Genomic DNA, 21,015 nt, shown 5'->3' on the forward strand with positions numbered 1-21,015 from the left:
GGCCTAGCACCGGACGCTCGCCGCCTGCTAATGCAAAAATGCGGGGCAAGATCTGTATGGATGCAATACCATGTTCGACTGGGATGACGCGCGCGTCTTCCTCGAGGCCGCCCGCACCGGCTCCCTGAACCGTGCGGCGCTGCGCCTGGGGATCGATCCGGCGACGGTTGGGCGACGCGTATCGCGGCTCGAATCCGCCCTGAAGGCCACCTTGCTGGCTCGGTCCGCCACGGGATTAGAGCTGACGTCAGCCGGCCAGTCGTTCCTGCGAGCGGTGACGCAGGCCGAGACGGCGATGGGCGCCGCGGCCGAGGTCGGCCAGGACCAACCGGTCGGCACGGTCCGGATCAGCGCCGCCGAGGGCTTCGGGTCCGTGATCCTGGCCCCGGCCTTGGTGGACCTGGCCGCGGAAGCGCCGACGATCCGGGTGGAGCTCGCGGCCAATTCAGGCTTTCTCTCGCCCAGCCGTCGCGAGGTCGACCTGGCCGTGACGCTCAGCGCGCCCAACGCCGCGCGGCTGGATGTCGAGCCGCTGACCGACTACGACTTGGCGCTCTACGCCGCCGACGACTATCTGGCGGCGCACGGCGCGCCTCGGACGGTCGACGAGCTGCATGGCCATCGGATCGTCGGCTATGTCGACGACCTGCTCTATGCCCAGGAACTGCGCTATCTCGACGAGATCGCCCCGGGGCTGAAGCCCCATCTGGCCAGCTCGTCGATCCGGGCCCAGCGCGAAATCATCGCCGCGGGCGGTGGCGTCGGCGTCCTGCCCTGCTTCCTGGCCGATGGGCTGAGGCGCGTGTTGCCGGGCGAGGTGCGATTGCGTCGTCGCTTCTGGCTCAGCGCCCACCACGAGGTCAGCGGCGCCAAGCGCGTGCGCTTGGTCCGCCAGTGGCTCAAGACGCTGTGCGCGCGCGAGACCGGGCGGCTGCGCGCGCCAGCCGATCAGGCGGGGAGATAGCTCTTTCCTAGAGCGCGTCAGGTTTAAGCGTGAGCGGCCAAATCGCTCGAACGCGCTCTAAATATCTGAATTTATAGTCTGTCTATTCGCTTCAGATGACACCTTTTGAAGCGGACAGGCTCTAAGGCGCGATGACGACGGTCGCGCGGCGGAATGCCTGGGCGAAGGCTTCGTCCAGCGGCGCGTCGGTCACCAGGATGTCGACCTCCTCGGGAGACGCGGTGCGGATCAGTCCCAGACGGCCGAACTTGGTGTGGTCGGCGGCGAGAAGGACCCGGTCGGCGCGCTCGTAGACAATTCGGCTCATCGCGGCCTCGCGCGCGTGCCGGTCGGTCAGACCATGGTCGGGATGCACGCCTCCGACCGTCAGAATGGCCAGGTGCGGCGTGAACTGGGCGACATAGGCCTGAGCCACTTGGTCCGAAAACGCCCTGTAGTCGTAGTCCATCTCGCCGCCGGCCAGGAACAGGGCGTTTCCGTTTCGGCCCCCAAGGGTCTCGGCCACAACCAGGGAATTGGTGATGACCTTCAGATCGCGACGGGCGCCCGCGAGAACCCGAGCGACGAAACAGGCGGTGGTTCCCGCGTCGATGAAGACGATGTCGCCGTCGCGCACGAACTCGGCGGCGGCGGCGGCGATGCGCGTCTTCTCGGCGACGTTCTCCTGCATTCTCCGGTCCAGAGGCCCTTCGCTGGACGCGGCGGCCAGCTGAACCGCGCCGTGCGTCCAGACGACCGCTCCCCGCGCCTCAAGAACCCGCAGTTCGCGGCGGATGGTCTCCTCGGAGACCTCGAGATCCTGAGCCAGCCGACCGATGGCGTGGTTCTCGCCGGGCCGCAGCTTGAGCTTGCGCAGGATCTCTCGCTGCCGATCCTCACGCCGGACCATCCATTCCTCCATATCCATCAACGAGATGCGCGAATCTTGAGCCTTTTGTGTGGAAAACTCAAGGCCACCTTCGCATATTTAGCCCAAAATGCACACCAATGTCACAACCCTGTCTCAGACCCTGACTAAGACCCCCGCCGTCGCGAAAGGCTGACGAGTTCTGGGGGTTATGATGATCAGGTTGAATGGCGAAAGCGCGCGCGGGCGCGCCAGCGGATCGATGAAGGCGGCCCTCCTGGCGAGTGTGTTCGGCCTGATCAGCGCGAGCGCCGCCCATGCCGAGACGGCGGCGGTGGCGGCCACGGCCGAGCCTTCCGAGACCATCGACTCCCTGGTGATCGTCGCCAACCGCAACGACGCGACCAAGACACAGATGCGCGCCGCGACCGCGATCTCGGTGCTGTCGGCGGAAGACCTCGAACACACCGCCGTGCACAATGTCGCCGAAGCCCTGGGCATGATGCCCAGCGTCAACGTGATGAACACCGGTTCGTCGTTCTTCGGCGGCGTAGACGGCGCCTCGCGCGGCGAGGGCATGTTCGTGTCGATCCGCGGCCTGAACGCCGAGTTCAACGTCAACATGATCAACGGCGTGACCGTGGCCCAGGGCATGCCCTACAGCCGCCAGGTCCAGCTGAGCCTGCTGCCGCCGTCCGGCCTGCACACCATCGTGCTGAACAAGACCTCGACCGCCGACATGGACGGCGACGCCATCGGCGGCACGGTCGATTTCCGCACCCCCTCGGCCTTCGACTATCGCGGGGACTTCACCGGCTCCATCACCGCCTCGGGCCGCATCGAGAGCCGCGCTCGCGACTATGGCGACCAGGGCCTGGGCGGCGGTCTGTCGGCCGAGCTGGCCAAGAAGTTCGGTCCGAACCAGAGCTTCGGCGTCTACGCCAGCGCCTTCTATGACAAGCGCAACTACGCCAACAGCGAGGTCGCCGGCGTCATGTCGGCGCAGAACGACGGCGGCTGGGGCTTCCTGATCAAGGACGCCAACGGCGCCAACTACCCCGGTCTGGACCCCGAAAAGAACATGACTCAGACGGGCCTCAATGTCGGGGTCTCGAATGGCTATACCGAGCGCTGGGGCGGCAACTTCACCCTGAACTGGCGCCCGAACGATACGCTGGACGCCTATCTGCGCGGCTCCTACGCCTACGCCAAGACCCAGCAGAACTCCACGCTGAGCCAGTTCGTCAGCACCAGCAAGAGCTACAAGGAAGCCGTCCCCGGCAGCGGCCGCTACGCCCTGAGCGTCGACGCGATCTCGACCCGCGTCTGGTACGAGACCAATCCGGAAGAGGCCGATCTCGCCACCCTGCAAGCCGGCTTCGACAAGACCCTCGGCACCTGGACGCTGTCGCCGCAGATCTTCTTCAGCGAAGGCAACAACGACCGCCCGAACCACATCGAGGCCTCCGAGCGCGTCAACCAGAGCGACAAGTACAACAAGGGTCCGACCCGTCCGTTGGGCGGCCTGTCGATCGGCTATGCCGACAACCTGCCCTACCCGCTGTTCACCAGCACGATCTACGACGACCTCAACAACGCCAACACCGCCCTGCTGGCGCGCCGCTCCGGCCAGTTGACCGAGCAATTCAGCGGCCAGCAGAAATACGGCTTCAAGTTCGACGCCAAGCGCGTGTTCGAAGGCCAGGCCCTGCAGTGGATCAAGCTGGGCGGCAAGTATATCGACAGCCACCGCCGCGTGACTAACCGCGACTGGACCAACGACCATTTCGCCAACGCCATCGGCCAGGGCGGCCTGACCTGGCAGAGCCTGGGCCTCTCGACCAGCTATTACGACCAAGTTTTCCCGAGCCAGTACAACTGGCGTGTTCCGAAGGTCAATCAGAGCAAGCTGTTCGAGTACTTCTACAAGTACAAGACCGCCGCCTCGTTCGACACCTGCGGCTCGCTGGACATCAACAATTACAACTGCAACACCCAGAAGGGCGACGAGGCCGTCACCTCGGTCTACGCCGTGGCCGACTATCAGTTCGGTGACGTCGAGATCTCGCCCGGCTTGCGCTACGAACACACCCAGATCGACAATCTCTACTGGTCGATCCCGACCACGAGCGCCGGCGAACAACCCGGCAATTGGGCCACCAGCCACACCAAGTACAACGAAGTCCTCCCTAGCGTGTTCGTCACCTGGCGTCCCGACGGCGCGGCGGTCTATCGCGGGTCGATCTGGAGCTCCTATACGCGTCCAGCCTTCATCCAGTTGGCCGGCGGCGAGCGCCGCTCGGTCAGTGACGACGGCAACGTCTCGATCTCCCGCGGCAATCCGAACCTGAAGCCGATCAAGGCCCTCAACGTGGATCTGTCGGGCGAGTGGAGCAATTCCAAGGGCGGCTACGCCATGTTCGGCGGCTTCTACAAGCGCCTCTCGGACTACATCTACGACAATGGCTCGAGCTCGGTGAACACCGACAGCTACGCCGAGGGCAAGACCTCGATCAGCCAGCCGAACAATGGCGGCAGCGGCGACGTCTATGGCCTGGAAATGCAGCTGCGCCAGAAGTTCTCGGATCTGCCGGGCCTGCTCAGCGGTCTCGGCGCGGGCATGAACCTGACGCGCCAATGGACCCTGGTCGACCTGGGCGATAGCGTCCAGAGCCGGATCCAGAACGGCGTCCACAACCGGATCCAGAACGCGCCCGACTGGCTGGGCAGCGCTCAGCTCTTCTACCAGAAGGGCGGCTTCAGCTTTGACGTGATCTATCACTACACCGGCGCCTATGTGGCGGGCTACGACGCCCTCAACCAGCCCGGAAAGTGGGACAATCTGTGGGTCCGGCCGCATCACAGCGTCGACCTGCACGCAGGCTACGCCTTCGACAACGGCTTCAAGCTGGATCTCTCGGTCGCCAACCTGCTGAAGGACTACAGCTACTGGGCGCACGTGGGCCAACATAGCCTGGCGGTGTCCGACGTCGTCGACTCGGGCCGCACCACGCTGCTGACGCTGAAGAAGACCTTCTAACGACACGGCGATCCCGTATCGGTCGTGACGATGCGCTCCCGGCTCCGGGGGCGCATCGCTGCGTTCGCGGCCAGACCAGACGAAGGACATCATCATGCGACAGATCCTAAACGCCCGCCCGGTCGCCACGGCCCTGCTGGCTTGCGCGGCGCTCATCTGGACGGGCGCTTCCGAGGCGGCGCCGCTCCGCGTCGAGCGGGTCGTCGTGGTCATGCGCCACGGCGTGCGCGCGCCGATCGTCGGTGAAGCGCCGGAAGACACCTTGACCGGCGCGCTCTGGCCGACCTGGCCGGTTCCGCCGGAACATTTGACGCCGCACGGGGCGAAAGCGCTCGAAATCCTGGGAGATGTCGACCGCCGATGGCTGGCCCGCTCGGGCGTTCTGCCGGCGCGCGGCTGTCCCGCCCCTGGCCAACTTCGGGTCTGGACCAACACCGCCGAACGCACGATCGCCAGCGGCAAGGCCTTCGCCGAGGGTCTCGCGCCCGGCTGCGACACGCCCATTGGCCATCTGGGCCCCAACCAGACGGATCCGCTGTTCGAACCCCTGGGAGCGGCCGTCGCGCCGTTCGATCCCGCCGCCGCCATCGCCTCGATCCAAGCCTATACCGGCGGCGTGGATCAGCTCGCCGCGCGCCTGAAGCCGCAACTGGACGAACTGGATCGCGTGCTGGACTGCCGCGCGCCCAAGGGATGCTCACCCGTTCGCCCTTCGAAGCTCCAGCCCTCGACCGATGGGCGGGGCATCGACCTGACCGGTCCCGTCCGCGACGCCTCCGGCACGGCGCAAGTGCTGTTGCTGCAATATGTCGAGGGCCTTTCGCCGGATCGATCGAACTGGCGCGCGGTCGAGCCGGCCGCCCTCAAGCGTGTCGGGGCGCTGCACGCGGCGCTGTTCGATGTCTTCACGCGGCCACCCTATATGAACGCGCGTCAGGCCGGACCGCTGGGACGCCGCGTGCTGGCGGCGCTCGACGCTCCGGAAGCTGGCGGCGTGGACGTGTTCATGGGACATGACACCAACGTCACGGCCCTGGCGGCGGCGTTGGGCGTCCCCCTGGACGCGCCCGACTATGCCCGAGGCGATGTCCCGCCTGGCGGGGCGCTCGTCTTCGTGGCGCTCGTGGACAAGAGCGGCAAGCGTTCTGTCCGTGTCTATTACCAGACCCAGCCCCTCGAAACGATCAGGCGACTGGACCGCCGCGTCACGCGTTCGCTGGTCGCCGTCTCGCTCGACGCGTTCCGGCGCCGGGTCGCCGAAGCGCGCGAGTAAGCCTCCTCCGCATCAACGGTCCGAGACGTGCTCCGGCTTGCCCTTGCGCTTGGTGTGGGCGAACTCCTCAAGCTCCTTCTCGGTCATCGACATCATCGATTTGGACGCGCCCTTGAGCTTGCTCTTGGGCGTGTCCCCGCGCTTGGCGGACAGGGCCGCGCCGGCGGCCTTCTGTTGAGCGGCGGATTTGGCGGGCATGGCGAAGCCTCCTGACAAGTGAGAAGACTTAAACGCGCGGCGACGCCAGACGTGGCTCAGTTGAGCGGCGGAAGGCCGTCCATGATCGCCGTCAGGGCCAGCACCGTCTGGCCCTCCATGGCGCTGTGGCCCGCGTCCGTCCGGACATAGGTCGCCGGCGGCTGACCCGCCGCTTCCAGCGCTTGGACCAGCCGCGAAGCCTGGGTCAGCGGACACACCTGATCGAAGCGACCATGGACGATATGCACCGGCACGCCTTTCAGACGCGCGACGTTGTCGGTGATCTCGTTCGGCTTCAGGAACAGGTTGTTGGCGAAGAAATGCGCCTCGATCTGCGCGAAGCACAGGGCGAACTCGGCCTCGCCGAACTTGCCCGGATCCTCGTCGGCGGGAATCATGTTCGAGATCGCGCCCTCCCAGACCGACCAGGCCAAGGCCGCGCGCAACTGGCGCTCGCGTTCGGCGTCATTGGTCGGACGACTGTCGAAGATGGCCTTGTAGGCGCCCATCATGTCGCCGCGCCGAGCCGGCTCGATCACCTCGACGAAGGCCTTCCACTCGTCGGGATAGGCGATGTAGGCGCCGGGCTCGGTCAGGGCGTAGGGCTTTTCGGCGAAGGTCGCGGCGTTGCCCTGGTACATGTAAAGCAGGTCTTCCTGGCTTCCGAGGAAGATGCCGCGAAGGATCAGCGAAGCGACCTTCTCCGGATTGCGGAGGGCGTAGACCAAGGCCAGGGTGCTGCCCCAGCTGCCGCCGAAGACGTGCATCTTGCCCGTGATCCCCAGCGCCTCGCGCAGCGCGTTGATGTCGTCGACCAGATAGTCGGTGGTGTTGTGGGCCAGGGCGACCTCGGGACCATTGGCCGCGACGGTCGGCCGGCTCTTGCCGCAGCCGCGCTGGTCGAACAGGATCACCCGATAGCGCTCGGGATCGAAGAAGCGCGACATCACCGGCGCGCAAGCTCCGCCGGGTCCGCCGTGCAGGAACATCACCGGCTCGCCGTCGGCCTTGCCATATTCCTCCCAGTAGAGTTCGTGGTCGGGCGCGGTGTCGACGCGCAGCCAACCGGTGTTCAGCGGCGCCCGCTGCGGATAGGCCCACTCGGTCGTGACCTTGCTGGTTTTCCGAAGCCGCGAGAAATCCATGACCAAGACCCTATTTGTCGAACAAAGCGGTCTCGCGCCGCGCCGCCTGAGTCTCTAGAGGAAAATCGGTCCCAATCCGAGGGAGTGAACGCGTGAACGATATGACCGAGATAGACGATCGCATCGCCGCGGCCGCCTTCCGCCGCCTGGTCGAACACCTGCGGATGCGCGCCGACGCTCAGAACATCGACCTGATGGGCCTGGCCGGCTTTTGCCGCAACTGCCTGGGCGACTGGATCAGCGAGGCCTCGCGGGGGGCGATCAGCCGCGAGGCCGCGCGCGAGGCGGTTCACGGGATGCCCGCGGCGGAATGGAAGGCGCGTCACCAGTCGCCCGCCACGCCCGAGCAACTGGCCCGCATGGAAGCAAGCCTCGCCTTGAACGCCAAGCTGCGCGGCGAGGCCTGACGTCAGCCGCGCTCGACCTGGCTGATGTCGCGCACCGCGCCGCGGGCGGCGTTGGTGGTCATGGCGGCGTAGGCGCGCAGGGCGGGCGAAACCTCGCGCTTGCGATCCTTCGGCTTCCAGGCGTCCTTGCCTCGGGCCAGCTGAGCGGCGCGGCGTTCGGCCAGGACGTCCTCGGCGACCTCCAGGGTGATCCCCCGGTTGGGGATGTCGATCAGGATGGAGTCGCCGGTCTCGACCAGGGCGATCAACCCGCCCTCGCCCGCCTCCGGCGAGACGTGACCGATCGACAGGCCCGAGGTGCCGCCCGAGAAGCGACCGTCGGTGATCAGGGCGCAGGCCGCGCCCAGGCCCTTCGATTTCAGATAGGTCGTCGGGTACAGCATCTCCTGCATACCCGGGCCGCCCTTGGGTCCCTCGTAGCGGATCACAACGACCTCGCCGGCCTTGACCTGACCGCCCAGGATGCCGCTGACGGCGGTCTCCTGGCTCTCGAAGACGCGGGCCGTTCCCCGGAACGTCAGGATCGACTCGTCGACCCCGGCGGTCTTCACGATGCAGCCCTCGGGGGCCAGGTTGCCGAACAGCACGGCCAGGCCGCCGTCCTTGGAGAACGGGTGCGCGACCGAGCGAATGACGCCCTTCTCGCGATCCAGGTCCAGCTCTTCCCAGCGGGCGGCCTGGCTGAATGCGACCTGGGTCGGCTTGCCGCCCGGCGCGGCGCGGAAGAACGTCTGGGCCGTGGCGTTATTGGCGCGCCCGATATCCCAGCGAGCCAGGGCCTCCCCCAGGGTCGCGGCGTGGACGGTCGGCTGGCCGACGTCGATCAGGCCGCCGCGCTCCAGTTCGCCCAGGATCGACATGACGCCGCCGGCGCGGTGGACATCCTCCATGTGCACGTCGCTCTTGGCCGGCGCCACCTTGCAGAGGCAGGGCACCCGGCGCGACAGGCGGTCGATGTCGGCCATGCCGAAGTCGACCCCGCCCTCGCTGGCGGCGGCCAGCAGGTGCAGCACGGTGTTGGTCGAGCCGCCCATGGCGATGTCCAGGCTCATGGCGTTCTCGAACGCCGCCCGCGTGGCGATCCCGCGCGGCAGGGCCGTGACGTCCTCCTGCTCGTACCAGCGCTGACAGAGGTCGACGACCAGGCGGCCGGCTTCCTTGAACAGGGCCTCGCGGTCGGCGTGGGTGGCCAGGACCGAGCCGTTGCCGGGCAGCGACAGGCCCAGGGCTTCGGTCAGGCAGTTCATCGAATTGGCGGTGAACATGCCCGAGCAGGAACCGCAGGTCGGACAAGCGGCCTTCTCGATCGCGGCCACTTCCTCGTCGGAATACTTGTCGTCCGCGGCCACGACCATGGCGTCGACCAGGTCCAGCGCGCGGATCGCGCCCTTGACCTGCACTTTTCCGGCCTCCATCGGCCCGCCGGAGACGAACACCACCGGGATGTTCAGCCGCATCGCCGCCATCAGCATCCCGGGGGTGATCTTGTCGCAGTTCGAGATGCAGACCAGAGCGTCGGCGCAGTGGGCGTTGACCATGTACTCGACGCTGTCGGCGATCAGCTCGCGGCTGGGCAGCGAATACAGCATCCCGCCGTGGCCCATGGCGATGCCGTCGTCGACGGCGATGGTGTTGAACTCCTTGGCCACGCCGCCGGCCGCTTCGATCTCGCGGGCGACCAGTTGGCCCAGGTCCTTCAGGTGCACATGGCCGGGCACGAACTGGGTGAAGCTATTGGCCACGGCGATGATCGGCTTGCCGAAATCCTCGTCCTTCATGCCCGTGGCGCGCCAGAGCCCGCGCGCGCCGGCCATGTTGCGGCCATGGGTGGAGGTCCGCGAGCGATAGGGAGGCATGGGAAATTCCGTTTTTGACGTTCGGTCTTTTAAGCCGGCTCATACCGAGATCAAAATATATTACTTAGACCTCATTAGGTCGCTATACATATCAAATGGACGTACGGCAGTTCCGCCACTTCGCCGCCGTGGCCGAGACCCTGCACTTCGGCCGGGCGGCCGAGCGGCTGGGCATGACGCAACCCCCGCTCAGCCAGTCGATCATGGCGCTGGAGCGCGAGCTGGGCGCGCCGCTGTTCGTCCGCACCAAGCGCCATGTCCGCCTCACCGCTCTGGGCGAGCAGTGGCTGCCACGCGTGCTGGAGGCCCTGGCCGCCGTCGATGACCTGCCCCATACCGCGCGGCGGCTGCGCGACGGCCAGACCGGACGGCTGTCGCTGTCGTTCGTCAGCACCGCCGACTACAGCGTCCTGCCATCTCTGGTCCGCCGGTATTCCCAGGCCTATCCCGAGGTCGAGATCCAGCTGGTCGAGGCCACCAGCGACGTGCAGCTTCCGGCCCTGGTCGCGGGCGAGCGCCACGCCGGCATCATCATCCCGCCCGCCGACCGGGCCCTTCCGCCCAGCCTGATCTATCGCCGCCTGCTGAGCGAGCCGCTGATCGCCGCCGTGCCCAACGCCTGGATCGACGAGGGCCGGATCGCCAGCGACGCCGGGATCACGCGCGCGGAGGTGCTGGCGTCGCCGCTGATCCTGTTCCCCAAGCAGGTGGCGCCGGCCTTCCATGACCTGGTGACCGGCTACTACGCCGCCCTGGGCGGCACGGCGCGGATCGTCCAGGAGGCGATCCAGATGCAGACCATCATCAGCCTGGTCTCCAGCGGCTTGGGGATGGCGCTGGTGCCCGCCTCGCTGCGCAATCTGGCGCGGGCCGGCGTGCGCTACGCGCCCCTGGCCGGCGCGGCGCCGCGCCTGGAGACGGGCTTGGCCTGGCGAAGCGGCGAAACGCCGCCAACCCTGGCCAACTTCCTGCGCCTGCTGGACGCGGAGTCGCCAAGCCTCGCCGATGGATCTATCTAGGGCGAATGCCCAAGATCCTGGCCATCGAGGATGATCCGACCACCGGACGCGAGATCGTCACCGAGCTCGAACAGCACGGCTTCGAGGTCGAGTGGGTGGCCGATGGACGCGATGGCCTCATCCGCGCCGTCAGTGGCGACTTCGACGCCATCACCCTGGATCGAATGCTGCCGCGCCTCGACGGCCTGGCCATCGTCACCGTGATGCGGAGCACCGGCGTCGACACGCCCGTGCTGATGGTCAGCGCGCTAAGCGACGTCGACGAGCGGGTCCGGGGCCTGAGGGCCGGCGGCGACGACTATCTGACCAAGCCCTTCGCCTCGGAGGAGCTGGCCGCGCGGCTGGAGGTGCTGCTGCGTCGCCGCGCCACGGCGCCGCCGTTGACCCAGCTGACGGTCGGGGATCTGGAGATCGACCTCCTGGGCCGCGTCGCCCGCAGGGCCGGCGTCGACATCAAGCTGATGCCGACCGAGTTCAAGCTGCTGGAGTTCATGGCCCGCAACAGCGGTCAGGTCCTGACCCGGACCATGATCTTCGAGGCCATCTGGGGCTATCACTTCGATCCAGGAACAAACCTGATCGACGTGCACATGGGCCGGCTGCGGCGCAAGGTCGATCGGCCCGGCCAACCGACCTTGATCCACACGATCCGCGGCTCTGGCTACGCGCTGAACCCTCCCGAACAGCCATGGCGCTGAACAGCCGGTTCTGGCGCACGACGCCCTTTCAACTGACCGTGCTGCACGGGCTGGTGTTCGCCGTGGCGGTCATGGCGCTTCTGGGCCTGATCTACGCCCGCACGGCCGGCTATATGACCCGGCAGATCGACGCCATCGTGCTGAGCGAGGCCCACGCCCTGGCCAAGCCCGGCCCCGATGGCCTGCCCGACCGTGTGCAGGCGGCGGTCAAGGCCGACGAGCGGGCCATCGCCTACTATGCCCTGTTCTCGGCCGACGGCGTCTGGATCGCCGGCAACGTCCGCGCCTTGCCCGCCGGCATGATTCCGGACGGCAAGCCGCGCGTGCTGAAGGGCCCCGCCTTCCTGCCTGGCGCGCGAGCGGTCGTGCTGCGCCTGCCCTGGGGCGAGCAACTGTTCGTCGGGCACGACGCCAAGGTGCTGAGCGGCCTGCGCGAGATCATCGTCGAGGCTCTGCTGGTCAGCGGCGCGCTGATCCTGGTGTTGGGCCTGATCGCCGCCGCCGCGCTCAGCGCCCAGCCGCTGCGGCGGATCGAGAGCCTGCGCGTCGCGAGCCAGGCCGCGCTGAGCGGCGCCGTGGGCGTGCGGCTGCCCGTCTCGCCCCGGCGCGACGAGATCGACATGCTGGCCAACCTGGCCAACGCGATGATGGACGAGAGCGAGCGCCTGCTGTGGGAGGTCAAGAGCGTCGGCGACAACATCGCCCACGACCTGCGCACGCCGCTGAACCGCCTGCGCGCCCTGCTCTACCGGGTCAGCCAGGAAACCTCGCTGACGCCCGCCGACGCCGCGATGATCGAACAGGCCCTGGCCGAGACCGACGCCCTGTTGTCGCGGTTCCGCGCCTTGCTACGCATCGGCGAAATCGAGCGCTGCGACCGCCGAGCGGGCGTCAAGCCGGTGCGGCTGCAAGAAGTGCTGGCCCATGCCGGCGAGCTCTACGAACCCCTGGCCGAGGATCGAGGCGTCGCCTTCTCGATCGCGCTGGATCCCGACGCCCCCATGGTCGAAGCCGACGCCGATCTGCTGTTCGAGGCCGTCGGCAATCTGATCGACAACGCCCTGAAATTCACGCCGCCCGGCGGGACCGTGCGCGTGCGGCTGATCACCCTGGCGCAGGGGCCGCGACTGGAGGTCGCCGACGACGGTCCGGGCGTTGATCCGCAGGAGCGCGACGCGGTGCTGAACCGCTTTCATCGCGGACGACGCACGCTGGATACGCCAGGTTCGGGCCTAGGCCTTAGCATCGTCGCGGCGGTCGCGCGCCTCCACCAGTTCACCCTCACCCTGAGCGACGCCAAGCCGGGCCTGGTGGTGTCTCTGGACTGCTGGCCACGCCGTTTGGAGGCCTGAGGCGTGCGGGTGCTGCACCTGAGCCCGCGTCGGCGCGACGACTACCTAGCCCGCGCGCTGGTCGAGGCCGGCCATGTGGTCGAGACGGCGTCCGACGAGGCCGAGGCCCTTCTGCTATGCGCCGAAGCCGCGTTCGACGCCGTGGTGCTGGAAGCCCAGGATCTGGCCCACGCGCCGCTAGGCCGGCTGGCGAGCGCCGCCGCGCCCGCCGCCCTTGCCCTTGTGCTGGACGAGGCGCGATCGGCCGAGCGCGCCCGCGCCCTGCGCGAGGGCGCCGACGCCTGCTTTGTCCGGCCCGTTCACTTCAGAGAGTTCGAGGCCCGCCTCGCCGCGCTGGTCCGCCTGACGCCGCACCCGTCCGCCGCGGAGACGTCCGCGAGCGGCGCTCGCCCTCGACTCGCGCTGGACCCCGCCCTGCGCGCCGCGCGCCTGGCGGGCCGGAGCCTTGTCCTGACCAGCGGCGAGTATCGCCTGCTCGACTACATGGCCGCCCGCGCCGGCGAGATTGTCGAGGCCGAACGCCTGCTCCGCGACGTCTGGGGCGAGCAGGATGATCCGCACCCAGACCAAGTCCGCAGCGCCGTCGCCCGTCTTCGTCGCAAGCTCTCGCAAAGCCTGGGCGCGCCCCTGCTGTCCACGGTGCGCGGCCACGGCTATCGCCTCGAAATCTGACTAAAAGAATTTTCATCCAGCCGACGCGTCCGGTTTAGGCGAACCGGCGCATCAGCCAAACCAGACGCCTCTTCCCCCACCAGAAGCGTCGCCCGCGCCGACGACGCCCCATTCCCCCCCGCGTCGTCGCGCGGGCAGTTTTCCGGAAATCGGAGCCGGCCTGCTTTGAACGCTCTCGTCCGTATCGCCCTGCAGCGCCCCTATACGTTCATTGTCATGGCGCTGCTGATCACGATCTTCGGCGTGCTGGCCGCCCTTGGCGCTCCGACCGACATCTTCCCCGAGATCAAGGTGCCCGTCATCGGGGTGGCCTGGCAGTACGCCGGCCTGTCGCCGAACGAAATGGCCGGCCGCATCGTCACACCCTATGAGCGGGTGCTGTCGACGACGGTCAACGACATCGACCACATCGAAAGCCAATCGCTGCCCGGCATCGGCGTCGTGAAGATCTACTTCCAGCCCGGCGTCGACATCCGCACGGCGACGGCCCAGGTGACCTCGATCTCCCAGACCGCGGTCAAGCAGATGCCCGCTGGCACGACCCCACCGCTGATCATCAACTACAGCGCCGCCACGGTGCCGATCCTGCAGCTGGCCCAGTCGGGGAAGGGCCTGTCGGAACAGAAGCTGTTCGACCTGTCGCAGACCGTCGTGCGGCCCGGCCTGATCAGCGTTCCGGGGGCGGCGATCCCCTATCCCTATGGCGGCAAGGTGCGCCAGATCCAGATCGATCTGGACCCCGTGGCGCTGCAGTCGAAGGGCCTTTCGGCGCAGGATGTCTCCAACGCCATCGCCGCCCAGAACCAGATCCTGCCCGCTGGCACGGTCAAGATCGGCACGTTCCAGTACAACGTCCAACTCAACGACGCGGCCCAGACGATCGAGGAGCTCAACAATCTGCCGATCAAGGTCGCCGGCGGCGCCACGGTCTATATCCGCGACGTCGCCACCGTTCGCGACGGCGCCCCGCCCCAGACCAATGTCGTTCACGTCGATGGTCAGCGCGCGGTGCTGTCGACGATCCTGAAGAACGGCTCGGCCTCGACCCTGGCCATCGTCCAAGGCATCAAGGATCGCCTGCCGGCCATCAAGGAAACCCTGCCCGACGAATTCAAGATCACCCCGCTGAACGACCAGTCGCTGTTCGTGAAGGGGGCGATCTCGGGCGTCGTGCGCGAAGGCGTCATCGCCGCGGCCCTGACCAGCCTGATGATCCTGCTGTTCCTGGGCAGCTGGCGCTCGACCGTGATCATCGCCGTCTCGATCCCACTGGCCATTTTGGCGGCCATCGCCGCCCTGACCGCCATCGGCCAGACGATGAACATCATGACCCTGGGCGGCCTGGCCCTGGCCGTCGGCATCCTGGTCGACGACGCCACGGTGACGATCGAGAACATCAACTGGCACCTGGAGCACGGCAAGGACGTCCGCACCGCCATTCTCGATGGCGCCCAGCAGATCGTCGTCCCCGCCTTCGTCTCGCTGCTCTGCATCTGCATTGTGTTCGTGCCGATGTTCATGCTGAAGGGCGTGGCCGGCTTCCTGTTCGTGCCGATGGCCGAGGCCGTCGTCTTCGCGATGATCGCGTCGTTCATCCTGTCGCGGACCCTGGTCCCGACCCTGGCGATGTATCTGCTCAAGCCCCATACGCCCGAGCGCCTGGACTACGAGCACGAGGCCGAGCACGGTCACGCCGGCGCGCCGTCGCGTAATCCGCTGGTCCGCTTCCAACGCGCTTTCGAAACCAGCTTCGGCCAAGTGCGCGAGGGCTATCGCGACTTGCTGCGGATGGCGCTGGGCTCCAGCCGCGTGTTCATCCTCGGCTTCATGGCCATCATCGTGGTGTCGTTCGCCCTGGTTCCGATGCTGGGCCGCAATTTCTTCCCGTCGGTGGACGCGGGCCAGATCACCCTGCACGTCCGCGCGCCCGTGGGCACGCGCCTGGACGACGCCTCGCTGCTGTTCGGTCGCGTCCAGGACGCGATCCGCCAGGTCGTGCCGCCCGACGAGCTGAACTCGATGGTCGACAACATCGGCATCCCGAACAGCGCCATCAACATGGTCTACAGCAACTCGGGCCTGATCGGACCGCAGGACGGCGACATCTTCGTCAGCCTCAAGCCCGAGCACCACCCGACCGCCGCCTACGTCAAGCGCCTGCGCGAGGACCTGCCGCGCCAGTTCCCCGGGACGACCTTCTCGTTCCTGCCGGCCGACATCATCAGCCAGATCCTGAATTTCGGCGCCCCGGCGCCGATCGATCTCCAGATCGCGGGGCCGAACGCCCAGGCCAACCGCGCCTATGCCGAGAAGATCATGCGTCGCCTGCGCGGCATCCAGGGGCTGGCGGACCTGCGTCTTCAGCAGCCCGCCGGCGCGCCGCAGCTGCGCGTCGACGTCGACCGCTCGCGCATGGCGCAGTTGGGCCTGACCGAGCGCGACGTGACCAATAGCGTCGTGGCCTCCCTGGCCGGCAGTTCGCAGGTCTCGCCGACCTTCTGGCTGAACCCCAAGAATGGCGTGTCCTATCCGATCGTCGCCCAGGTGCCGGAATACCGGATGAACTCACTGGCGGACCTGGAGAACATCCCGATCACGGGCGGAAGCAAGGACACCCAGATCCTGGGCGGCCTGGGCGTGATCCGACGCGATAGCGCGCCGGCCGTGGTGAGCCACTATGACATCCAGCCGGTGCTCGACATCTACGCCACGACCCAGGGCCGCGACCTGGGCGCGGTCAGCGCCGACATCGAAAAGGTGCTCAAGGACCTGGCCGCCGAGCGTCCGAAGGGCGCGACGGTGAACCTGCGCGGCCAGATGGTGACCATGAACACCGCGTTCTCGGGCCTGATCTTCGGCCTGATCGCGGCGATCGTGCTGATCTACCTGCTGATCGTCGTGAACTTCCAGTCATGGCTGGACCCGTTCGTGATCATCACCGCCCTGCCCGCCGCCCTGGCCGGCATCGTCTGGATGCTGTTCGCCACCGGCACGCCCCTATCGGTGCCCGCCCTGACCGGCGCCATCATGTGCATGGGCGTGGCCACGGCCAATTCGATCCTGGTGATCAGCTTCGCCCGCGAACGGCTGGACGCCACCGGCGACCCGCTGCAAGCGGCGATCGAGGCCGGGTTCACGCGTTTCCGCCCAGTGCTGATGACGGCCCTGGCCATGATCATCGGCATGGCGCCCATGGCGCTGGGCCTGGGCGAAGGCGGCGAACAGAACGCGCCGCTGGGCCGGGCCGTCATCGGCGGGCTGATCTGCGCCACCATCGCCACCCTGTTCTTCGTTCCCGTCGTTTTCCGCCTCGCCCACGGGCGCAAGGCCGTGCACAGCGCGCCCGCTCCGAACACGGACGGCCCGCTCCTCGGAGAGTCCCATGCCTGAGACCGCTTCCGTCTCGACGCCCAAGCCGTCCCGCCGTCTCAAGCTGATCGGCGCCGGCGCGGCCTGCGTGGCCGTCGCGGTCGTCGCCGTGGGCGTGGTCACCCGCGTCCAGGCCGACCAGTCGCTGAAGGCTTGGAACCGAGCCCAGGCCATCCCGACCGTCGGCCTGGCGCCAGTGAAGGGCGGCGGCGCGCGGGATCTCGTCCTGCCCGGCCAGTTGCAGGCCTTCTACAACGCCCCGATCCACGCCCGCGTCAGCGGCTATCTGAAGCGCTGGTACGTCGATCTCGGCGCGCCGGTGAAGGCGGGCCAGCTGCTGGCCGAGATCGACACGCCGGACCTCGACCAGCAGGTCCTGCAAGCCCGCGCCAACCTGGCCACCGCCCAGGCCAACCAGCGCCTGTCGTCGATCACGGCCAAGCGCTGGGAGGGCCTGGTCGCCCAGGACGCCGTCTCGCGCCAGGAAGCCGACGAGAAAATGGGCGACTTGGCCGCCCGCAACTCGGCCGTTAACGCCGCGCGCGCGGACCTTGACCGCCTGTTGGCCCAGCAGTCGTTCAAGCGGATCACCGCGCCGTTCGACGGCGTGGTCACGGCCCGCAACACCGATATCGGCCAACTGATCTCGGTCGGCGGGGCGGCCGACACGGCGCTGTTCACGGTGGCCGACCAGAAGAAGCTTCGCGTCTATGTCAGCGTGCCGCAGAACAATTCGGCTCTGATCCATCGCGGCCTGACCGCCGCTCTGTCGCTGCCGGAATATCCGGGCCAGACCTTCAAGGCCGTGGTCGTCAACGACGCCCAGGCCGTGGCCGCCAACGGCGCCATGCTGGTCGAGCTGCAGCTGGACAATCCCGACGGCAAGCTGAAGCCCGGCGGCTACGCCCAGGTCGCCTTCAAGCTGCCCTCCGCCCCTACGGCGACGACCTTGCCGGCGACCGCGCTGATGTACCTGCACGACACCCCGGCGGTCGCCGTGGTCGGCCCCGACAGCCACGTCCACCTGCGGCCGGTGAAGATCCAGCGCGATCTCGGAGCCGAGATCGAGATCGGCGCGGGCGTCCAGGCGGGCGACAAGGTGGTCAACAACCCGCCCGAGTCCCTGGCCGACGGCGATCTGGTGCGCGTGACCAGCGCGCCCGCCAAGGGAGGCGCGGCGAATGCCAAGGGCTGAGAGCGCGATCGCGGCGATCCTGGCGTGCCTGACGCTCGGCGCCTGCGCCGCCGCGCCGGCCTACGCGCCCCCGAAGGTGGAGACGCCGGCCGCCTTCAAGGAGATCGGCCCCTGGACTCCGGCCGCGCCCGCCGACGCAGAACCGCGCGGCGCCTGGTGGAGCGCCTATGGCGATCCGATCCTGGACGACCTGGAGGCGCGCGCCGAAAAGGCCAACGCCACCCTGGCCGCCGCCGTCGCCGCCCACGACCAGGCCGGCGCGCTGGCCGCCCAGGCCAGGGCCGCGTTCCTGCCCGAGATCACGGGCGCGGGGACCGGCGCGCGCTACCACCGCTCGGACAACACGCCGCTGCGCGTGGGCGGTCCGGACGACTATTCAAATATTCAGCTGGGAGCCAGCACGTCCTACGAGCTGGACCTTTGGGGCCGCGTCCGCGCCCAGGCCCGGGCGGCGCGCGACCAGGCCCAGGCCAGCGACGCCGACCTGGCCAATGTCCGCCTGAGCCTTCAAGCCCAGTTGGCCGACGCCTATCTGGCGCTGCGAGGACTCGACGCGCAGTCCAAGCTGTTGGTCGACACGGCCGACGCCTACGATCGGGCCCTTAAGCTCACGACGATCCGCCACGACGGCGGCGCGTCTTCGGGACTGGACGTCGGCCGGGCACAGAACCAGCTTTCGACCGCCAAGGCTCAGATCTCGGACGTCGCGGCTCAGCGCGCGCTCTACGAACACGCCATCGCCGTCTTGGTGGGCGAGCCCGCCTCGAGCTTCAACCTGCCGCCCCTGGCGACGCGGCTTAAGCCGCTAACGATACCCGTCACCCTGCCCTCGGCCCTGCTGCAGCGCCGCCCCGACATCGCCGCCGCCGAGCGCCGGGCGGCCGCCGCCAATGCTCAGGTCGGCGTGGCCCAGGCCGCCCGCTTCCCAGCCCTGACCCTGGGCGGCGCGGCGGGCTGGCAATCGGCCGGCAAGGTGGCCCTGCTCGCCTCGCCGAATACCTACTGGATGATCGCCCCGCAGTTAGCCGGCCCGATCTTCGACGGCGGCCGTCGCAAGGCCGGCGTCATCGCGGCCCGCGCCGCGTTCGACCAGGCCGCCGCCAACTATCGCGGCGTCGTGCTGGGCGCGTTTCAGAACGTCGAGGATCAACTGGCCCTCTCCAATCGCCTCGCCGAGGAGGCTAAGGATCAGACAGACGCCGTCGACTCCGCCCAGCGCACCGAGACCCTGGCCCTGACCCGCTATCGCCAGGGCGCGGCCAGCTATCTGGAGGTCGTCACCGCCCAGACCGCGACGCTTCAGGCTCAACGCGCGGCCCTGTCGCTGGAGACCCGCCGCCTGCAAGCCAGCGTCGATCTGGTGAGAGCGCTCGGCGGCGGTTTCTCGGCCGAGAGTCTGAAGCGCTAATCGTCCAGCAGATTGACGGCGCGCCGGACCGCGATCAGACGCTCGCCCGTGTCGGCGTCCCAGTAGCGGGTGTGTGTAAAGCCGGCCAGCTTGCCCTTGGTCGAGAGGTCGATGTCGACGACGCCCGGTCCGAACGCATCGCGCAGCGGACCGCTGATCTGATCGCCCATCACCACCCAATGGGCCGGATCATGGACATTGGTCCAGCGCACCACCGCGAACGGCGCGGCGTGGTGCAAGCTCCAGAGGTCGGGCGCGCCCCTGGGGTCGGGCTGATAGACGATGTGGGTCGGACGGTTCAGCCCCACGGCCCCCGCCTTCCGGGACGCGGAGACGGACAGGGTCTCGCGTTCGGGCGGAGAGGTCGGCATCTCCCGCTCACGCTGCCGCCGCCGCAGGTCCCCCTTCCCCTTGGCCAACAGGAACTCGGCATGGGTGAGCGGGCTGCCCAGAGTGACCAGGTCGCTGATCAGCCAGCGCGCGTCAGGCTCCGCGCCCGGGCCGCTTCGCGCGACGAGCGCGCGCCTCAGATCGGTCTGGGCGGCGATGAACACCGCTCGCCGGACGGGATCATCCTTGTGCTCCGACAGGTCCGCGCCGGTTTCCTCGACCCGCGCGAGGGCCTCGAACGCCGTGGAGCCGACCGTGACGCGGCGGGCGCGCGTCTGCTCGGCCCAGAAATAGCCGACGAGGTCATAGGCCAGGATCGTTCCCAGGCTATGCCCGACGACCACGACGCGCGCATAATCGTCATTGGCGTGCAGCGCCCGCAAAAGCTTTAGGCCTCGCTCTCGCACGGCCGCCCGCGCGGCGATGTTGTCGGGGTCGGCGCGCGTATAGCGAACCACCCGGCCGAAGGTCTTGCGCGCGAACATCTGCAAGACGACCGGAATGGCCGCCGCGACCGCCAGCGCCCATTTCTGGGGAAGATCCGGAAACCATGCGCGCCACCGCGCGTCGGGCACAAGACCGACCGCTCCCAGCAGCAGGAAGACGATGGTCAGCCCCCACAGGCCAAGCCAGGCCAGTCGCACGTCCCTTGGCGTGGTCGACCACGTGCGAAACAGCAGGCCCCGCACCCAGCCCGTGAACTGCTCCCAGGTCGATCCCGCGGTCAGGTCCGCCCAATAGAGCTCATAGAAGTCCGTCTGAACCCCATCGGGAAACGCCCGACTGTCGCGGCTTCTCTGGGTCGTGAAGCGCCGGAGCTCCAGAGAACCGGTGCGAACGTCGGGCTTGCTCCAAATGCCGTCGTACTTCCGGCCCTTGGCGTCCTCGAACACCACCGCATCGTCGGTTTTCCAGATCGTCTGGACGAAGCTCTTCAGCGTCTCCATCGGGATCTGTTCGCCCATGCCGTGGATCAGCACCACGGCCTGCCGGGCGCCTTTCGGCGGCTCGGGGGGTAGCGCCGCCGCTTGAGCGCCTCCTCCAGCCTCGGGCTTCGCGTCCTCCGCCACCGGCGCCTCCCTGGAGCCCCTTCCGATCCGATTGACCCAATCAGATCGAAAAAAAGGCTTTTAAATCAAAACTTTATAGAATTTTTCGATCCGATAGCCGTTTCACACCTAT

The 21,015-nt window shown here is 68.0% G+C and carries 16 protein-coding genes; 11 read left to right on the plus strand and 5 right to left on the minus strand.

Translation table 11 applies throughout. From position 1 onward, the window contains the following. Positions 1–70 precede the first annotated feature (70 nt). Positions 71–964 (plus strand): LysR family transcriptional regulator, encoded by an 894-nt coding sequence (locus OR37_RS05495; RefSeq protein ID WP_004616771.1) that lies wholly within the window; start codon positions 71–73, stop codon positions 962–964. A 121-nt stretch (positions 965–1,085) separates the two neighbouring features. Here the strand turns inward: OR37_RS05495 and OR37_RS05500 are convergent, their stop codons facing one another. Then, positions 1,086–1,853 (minus strand): DeoR/GlpR family DNA-binding transcription regulator, encoded by a 768-nt coding sequence (locus OR37_RS05500; protein WP_004616772.1) that lies wholly within the window; start codon positions 1,851–1,853, stop codon positions 1,086–1,088. A gap of 220 nt (positions 1,854–2,073) precedes the next feature. On the opposite strand from OR37_RS05500, the gene OR37_RS05505 reads away from it, so the two are divergent. Together OR37_RS05505 and OR37_RS05510 are read left to right on the plus strand one after the other, a co-directional pair. Next, a complete protein-coding gene (locus tag OR37_RS05505; RefSeq protein WP_035017020.1) occupies positions 2,074–4,851 on the plus strand; it encodes a TonB-dependent receptor in 2,778 nt (925 codons plus the stop codon). Between the two features lie 94 nt (positions 4,852–4,945). Continuing rightward, positions 4,946–6,124: a histidine-type phosphatase gene (locus OR37_RS05510; protein WP_004616776.1), complete on the plus strand. Its 1,179-nt coding sequence runs from the start codon at positions 4,946–4,948 to the stop codon at positions 6,122–6,124. Between the two features lie 12 nt (positions 6,125–6,136). Here the strand turns inward: OR37_RS05510 and OR37_RS05515 are convergent, their stop codons facing one another. Together OR37_RS05515 and pip are read right to left on the minus strand one after the other, a co-directional pair. Continuing rightward, on the minus strand, positions 6,137–6,322 hold the full coding sequence (locus OR37_RS05515) for a DUF3008 family protein (RefSeq protein WP_004616778.1): 186 nt from the start codon (positions 6,320–6,322) through the stop codon (positions 6,137–6,139). Positions 6,323–6,378: 56 nt separating this feature from the next. Continuing rightward, entirely contained in the window at positions 6,379–7,467 is a 1,089-nt protein-coding gene (gene pip / locus OR37_RS05520) for a prolyl aminopeptidase (RefSeq protein ID WP_004616781.1), read from the minus strand. A gap of 101 nt (positions 7,468–7,568) precedes the next feature. Between pip and OR37_RS05525 the strand changes: the two genes are divergently transcribed. Beyond that, a complete protein-coding gene (locus OR37_RS05525) occupies positions 7,569–7,874 on the plus strand; it encodes a DUF1244 domain-containing protein (protein WP_035017021.1) in 306 nt (101 codons plus the stop codon). Between the two features lie 2 nt (positions 7,875–7,876). Here the strand turns inward: OR37_RS05525 and ilvD are convergent, their stop codons facing one another. Continuing rightward, positions 7,877–9,730, minus strand: a complete 1,854-nt coding sequence (gene ilvD, locus OR37_RS05530; RefSeq protein WP_004616786.1) for a dihydroxy-acid dehydratase — start codon at positions 9,728–9,730, stop codon at positions 7,877–7,879. A gap of 95 nt (positions 9,731–9,825) precedes the next feature. On the opposite strand from ilvD, the gene OR37_RS05535 reads away from it, so the two are divergent. From OR37_RS05535 to OR37_RS05565, 7 genes are all read left to right on the plus strand, one after another. Next, positions 9,826–10,749 carry a LysR family transcriptional regulator gene (locus OR37_RS05535; RefSeq protein WP_004616788.1) on the plus strand — a complete coding sequence of 308 codons (924 nt, stop codon included), beginning with the start codon at positions 9,826–9,828 and terminating at the stop codon, positions 10,747–10,749. Positions 10,750–10,754: 5 nt separating this feature from the next. Further along, positions 10,755–11,447 carry a response regulator transcription factor gene (locus OR37_RS05540; RefSeq protein ID WP_004616790.1) on the plus strand — a complete coding sequence of 231 codons (693 nt, stop codon included), beginning with the start codon at positions 10,755–10,757 and terminating at the stop codon, positions 11,445–11,447. Then, positions 11,438–12,799 (plus strand): sensor histidine kinase, encoded by a 1,362-nt coding sequence (locus tag OR37_RS05545; RefSeq protein ID WP_004616793.1) that lies wholly within the window; start codon positions 11,438–11,440, stop codon positions 12,797–12,799. The genes OR37_RS05540 and OR37_RS05545 overlap by 10 nt, the downstream gene beginning before the upstream one ends. Positions 12,800–12,802: 3 nt before the next feature. Further along, the gene (locus OR37_RS05550; RefSeq protein WP_004616795.1) at positions 12,803–13,471 is read left to right on the plus strand and encodes a response regulator transcription factor; all 669 of its coding nucleotides are present in this window, start codon (positions 12,803–12,805) and stop codon (positions 13,469–13,471) included. A 165-nt stretch (positions 13,472–13,636) separates the two neighbouring features. Then, on the plus strand, positions 13,637–16,861 hold the full coding sequence (locus OR37_RS05555) for an efflux RND transporter permease subunit (RefSeq protein ID WP_004616797.1): 3,225 nt from the start codon (positions 13,637–13,639) through the stop codon (positions 16,859–16,861). Then, the gene (locus OR37_RS05560) at positions 16,854–18,035 is read left to right on the plus strand and encodes an efflux RND transporter periplasmic adaptor subunit (RefSeq protein WP_004616799.1); all 1,182 of its coding nucleotides are present in this window, start codon (positions 16,854–16,856) and stop codon (positions 18,033–18,035) included. The genes OR37_RS05555 and OR37_RS05560 overlap by 8 nt, the downstream gene beginning before the upstream one ends. Continuing rightward, positions 18,022–19,443 carry an efflux transporter outer membrane subunit gene (locus tag OR37_RS05565; RefSeq protein WP_004616801.1) on the plus strand — a complete coding sequence of 474 codons (1,422 nt, stop codon included), beginning with the start codon at positions 18,022–18,024 and terminating at the stop codon, positions 19,441–19,443. Before OR37_RS05560 ends, OR37_RS05565 begins: the two co-directional genes overlap by 14 nt. Here the strand turns inward: OR37_RS05565 and OR37_RS05570 are convergent. Further along, complete coding sequence (locus tag OR37_RS05570) at positions 19,440–20,903, minus strand: hypothetical protein (protein ID WP_004616803.1); 1,464 nt, start codon at positions 20,901–20,903, stop codon at positions 19,440–19,442. The two genes, OR37_RS05565 and OR37_RS05570, sit on opposite strands and share 4 nt — an antisense overlap. Between the last annotated feature and the right edge of the window lie 112 nt (positions 20,904–21,015).

This window comes from Caulobacter vibrioides OR37 (genome assembly GCF_000372645.1).
Taxonomy (GTDB): Bacteria; Pseudomonadota; Alphaproteobacteria; order Caulobacterales; family Caulobacteraceae; genus Caulobacter; species Caulobacter vibrioides_E.

Coding starts and splice junctions, on each gene's coding strand:
- pip (WP_004616781.1), bottom strand. CDS start 7,467: ATGGATTTCTCGCGGCTTCGGAAAACCAGCAAGGTCACGACCGAGTGG.
- OR37_RS05500 (WP_004616772.1), bottom strand. CDS start 1,853: ATGGTCCGGCGTGAGGATCGGCAGCGAGAGATCCTGCGCAAGCTCAAG.
- OR37_RS05545 (WP_004616793.1), top strand. CDS start 11,438: ATGGCGCTGAACAGCCGGTTCTGGCGCACGACGCCCTTTCAACTGACC.
- OR37_RS05565 (WP_004616801.1), top strand. CDS start 18,022: ATGCCAAGGGCTGAGAGCGCGATCGCGGCGATCCTGGCGTGCCTGACG.
- OR37_RS05525 (WP_035017021.1), top strand. CDS start 7,569: ATGACCGAGATAGACGATCGCATCGCCGCGGCCGCCTTCCGCCGCCTG.
- OR37_RS05495 (WP_004616771.1), top strand. CDS start 71: ATGTTCGACTGGGATGACGCGCGCGTCTTCCTCGAGGCCGCCCGCACC.
- OR37_RS05560 (WP_004616799.1), top strand. CDS start 16,854: ATGCCTGAGACCGCTTCCGTCTCGACGCCCAAGCCGTCCCGCCGTCTC.
- OR37_RS05535 (WP_004616788.1), top strand. CDS start 9,826: ATGGACGTACGGCAGTTCCGCCACTTCGCCGCCGTGGCCGAGACCCTG.
- ilvD (WP_004616786.1), bottom strand. CDS start 9,730: ATGCCTCCCTATCGCTCGCGGACCTCCACCCATGGCCGCAACATGGCC.
- OR37_RS05505 (WP_035017020.1), top strand. CDS start 2,074: ATGAAGGCGGCCCTCCTGGCGAGTGTGTTCGGCCTGATCAGCGCGAGC.
- OR37_RS05540 (WP_004616790.1), top strand. CDS start 10,755: ATGCCCAAGATCCTGGCCATCGAGGATGATCCGACCACCGGACGCGAG.
- OR37_RS05510 (WP_004616776.1), top strand. CDS start 4,946: ATGCGACAGATCCTAAACGCCCGCCCGGTCGCCACGGCCCTGCTGGCT.
- OR37_RS05515 (WP_004616778.1), bottom strand. CDS start 6,322: ATGCCCGCCAAATCCGCCGCTCAACAGAAGGCCGCCGGCGCGGCCCTG.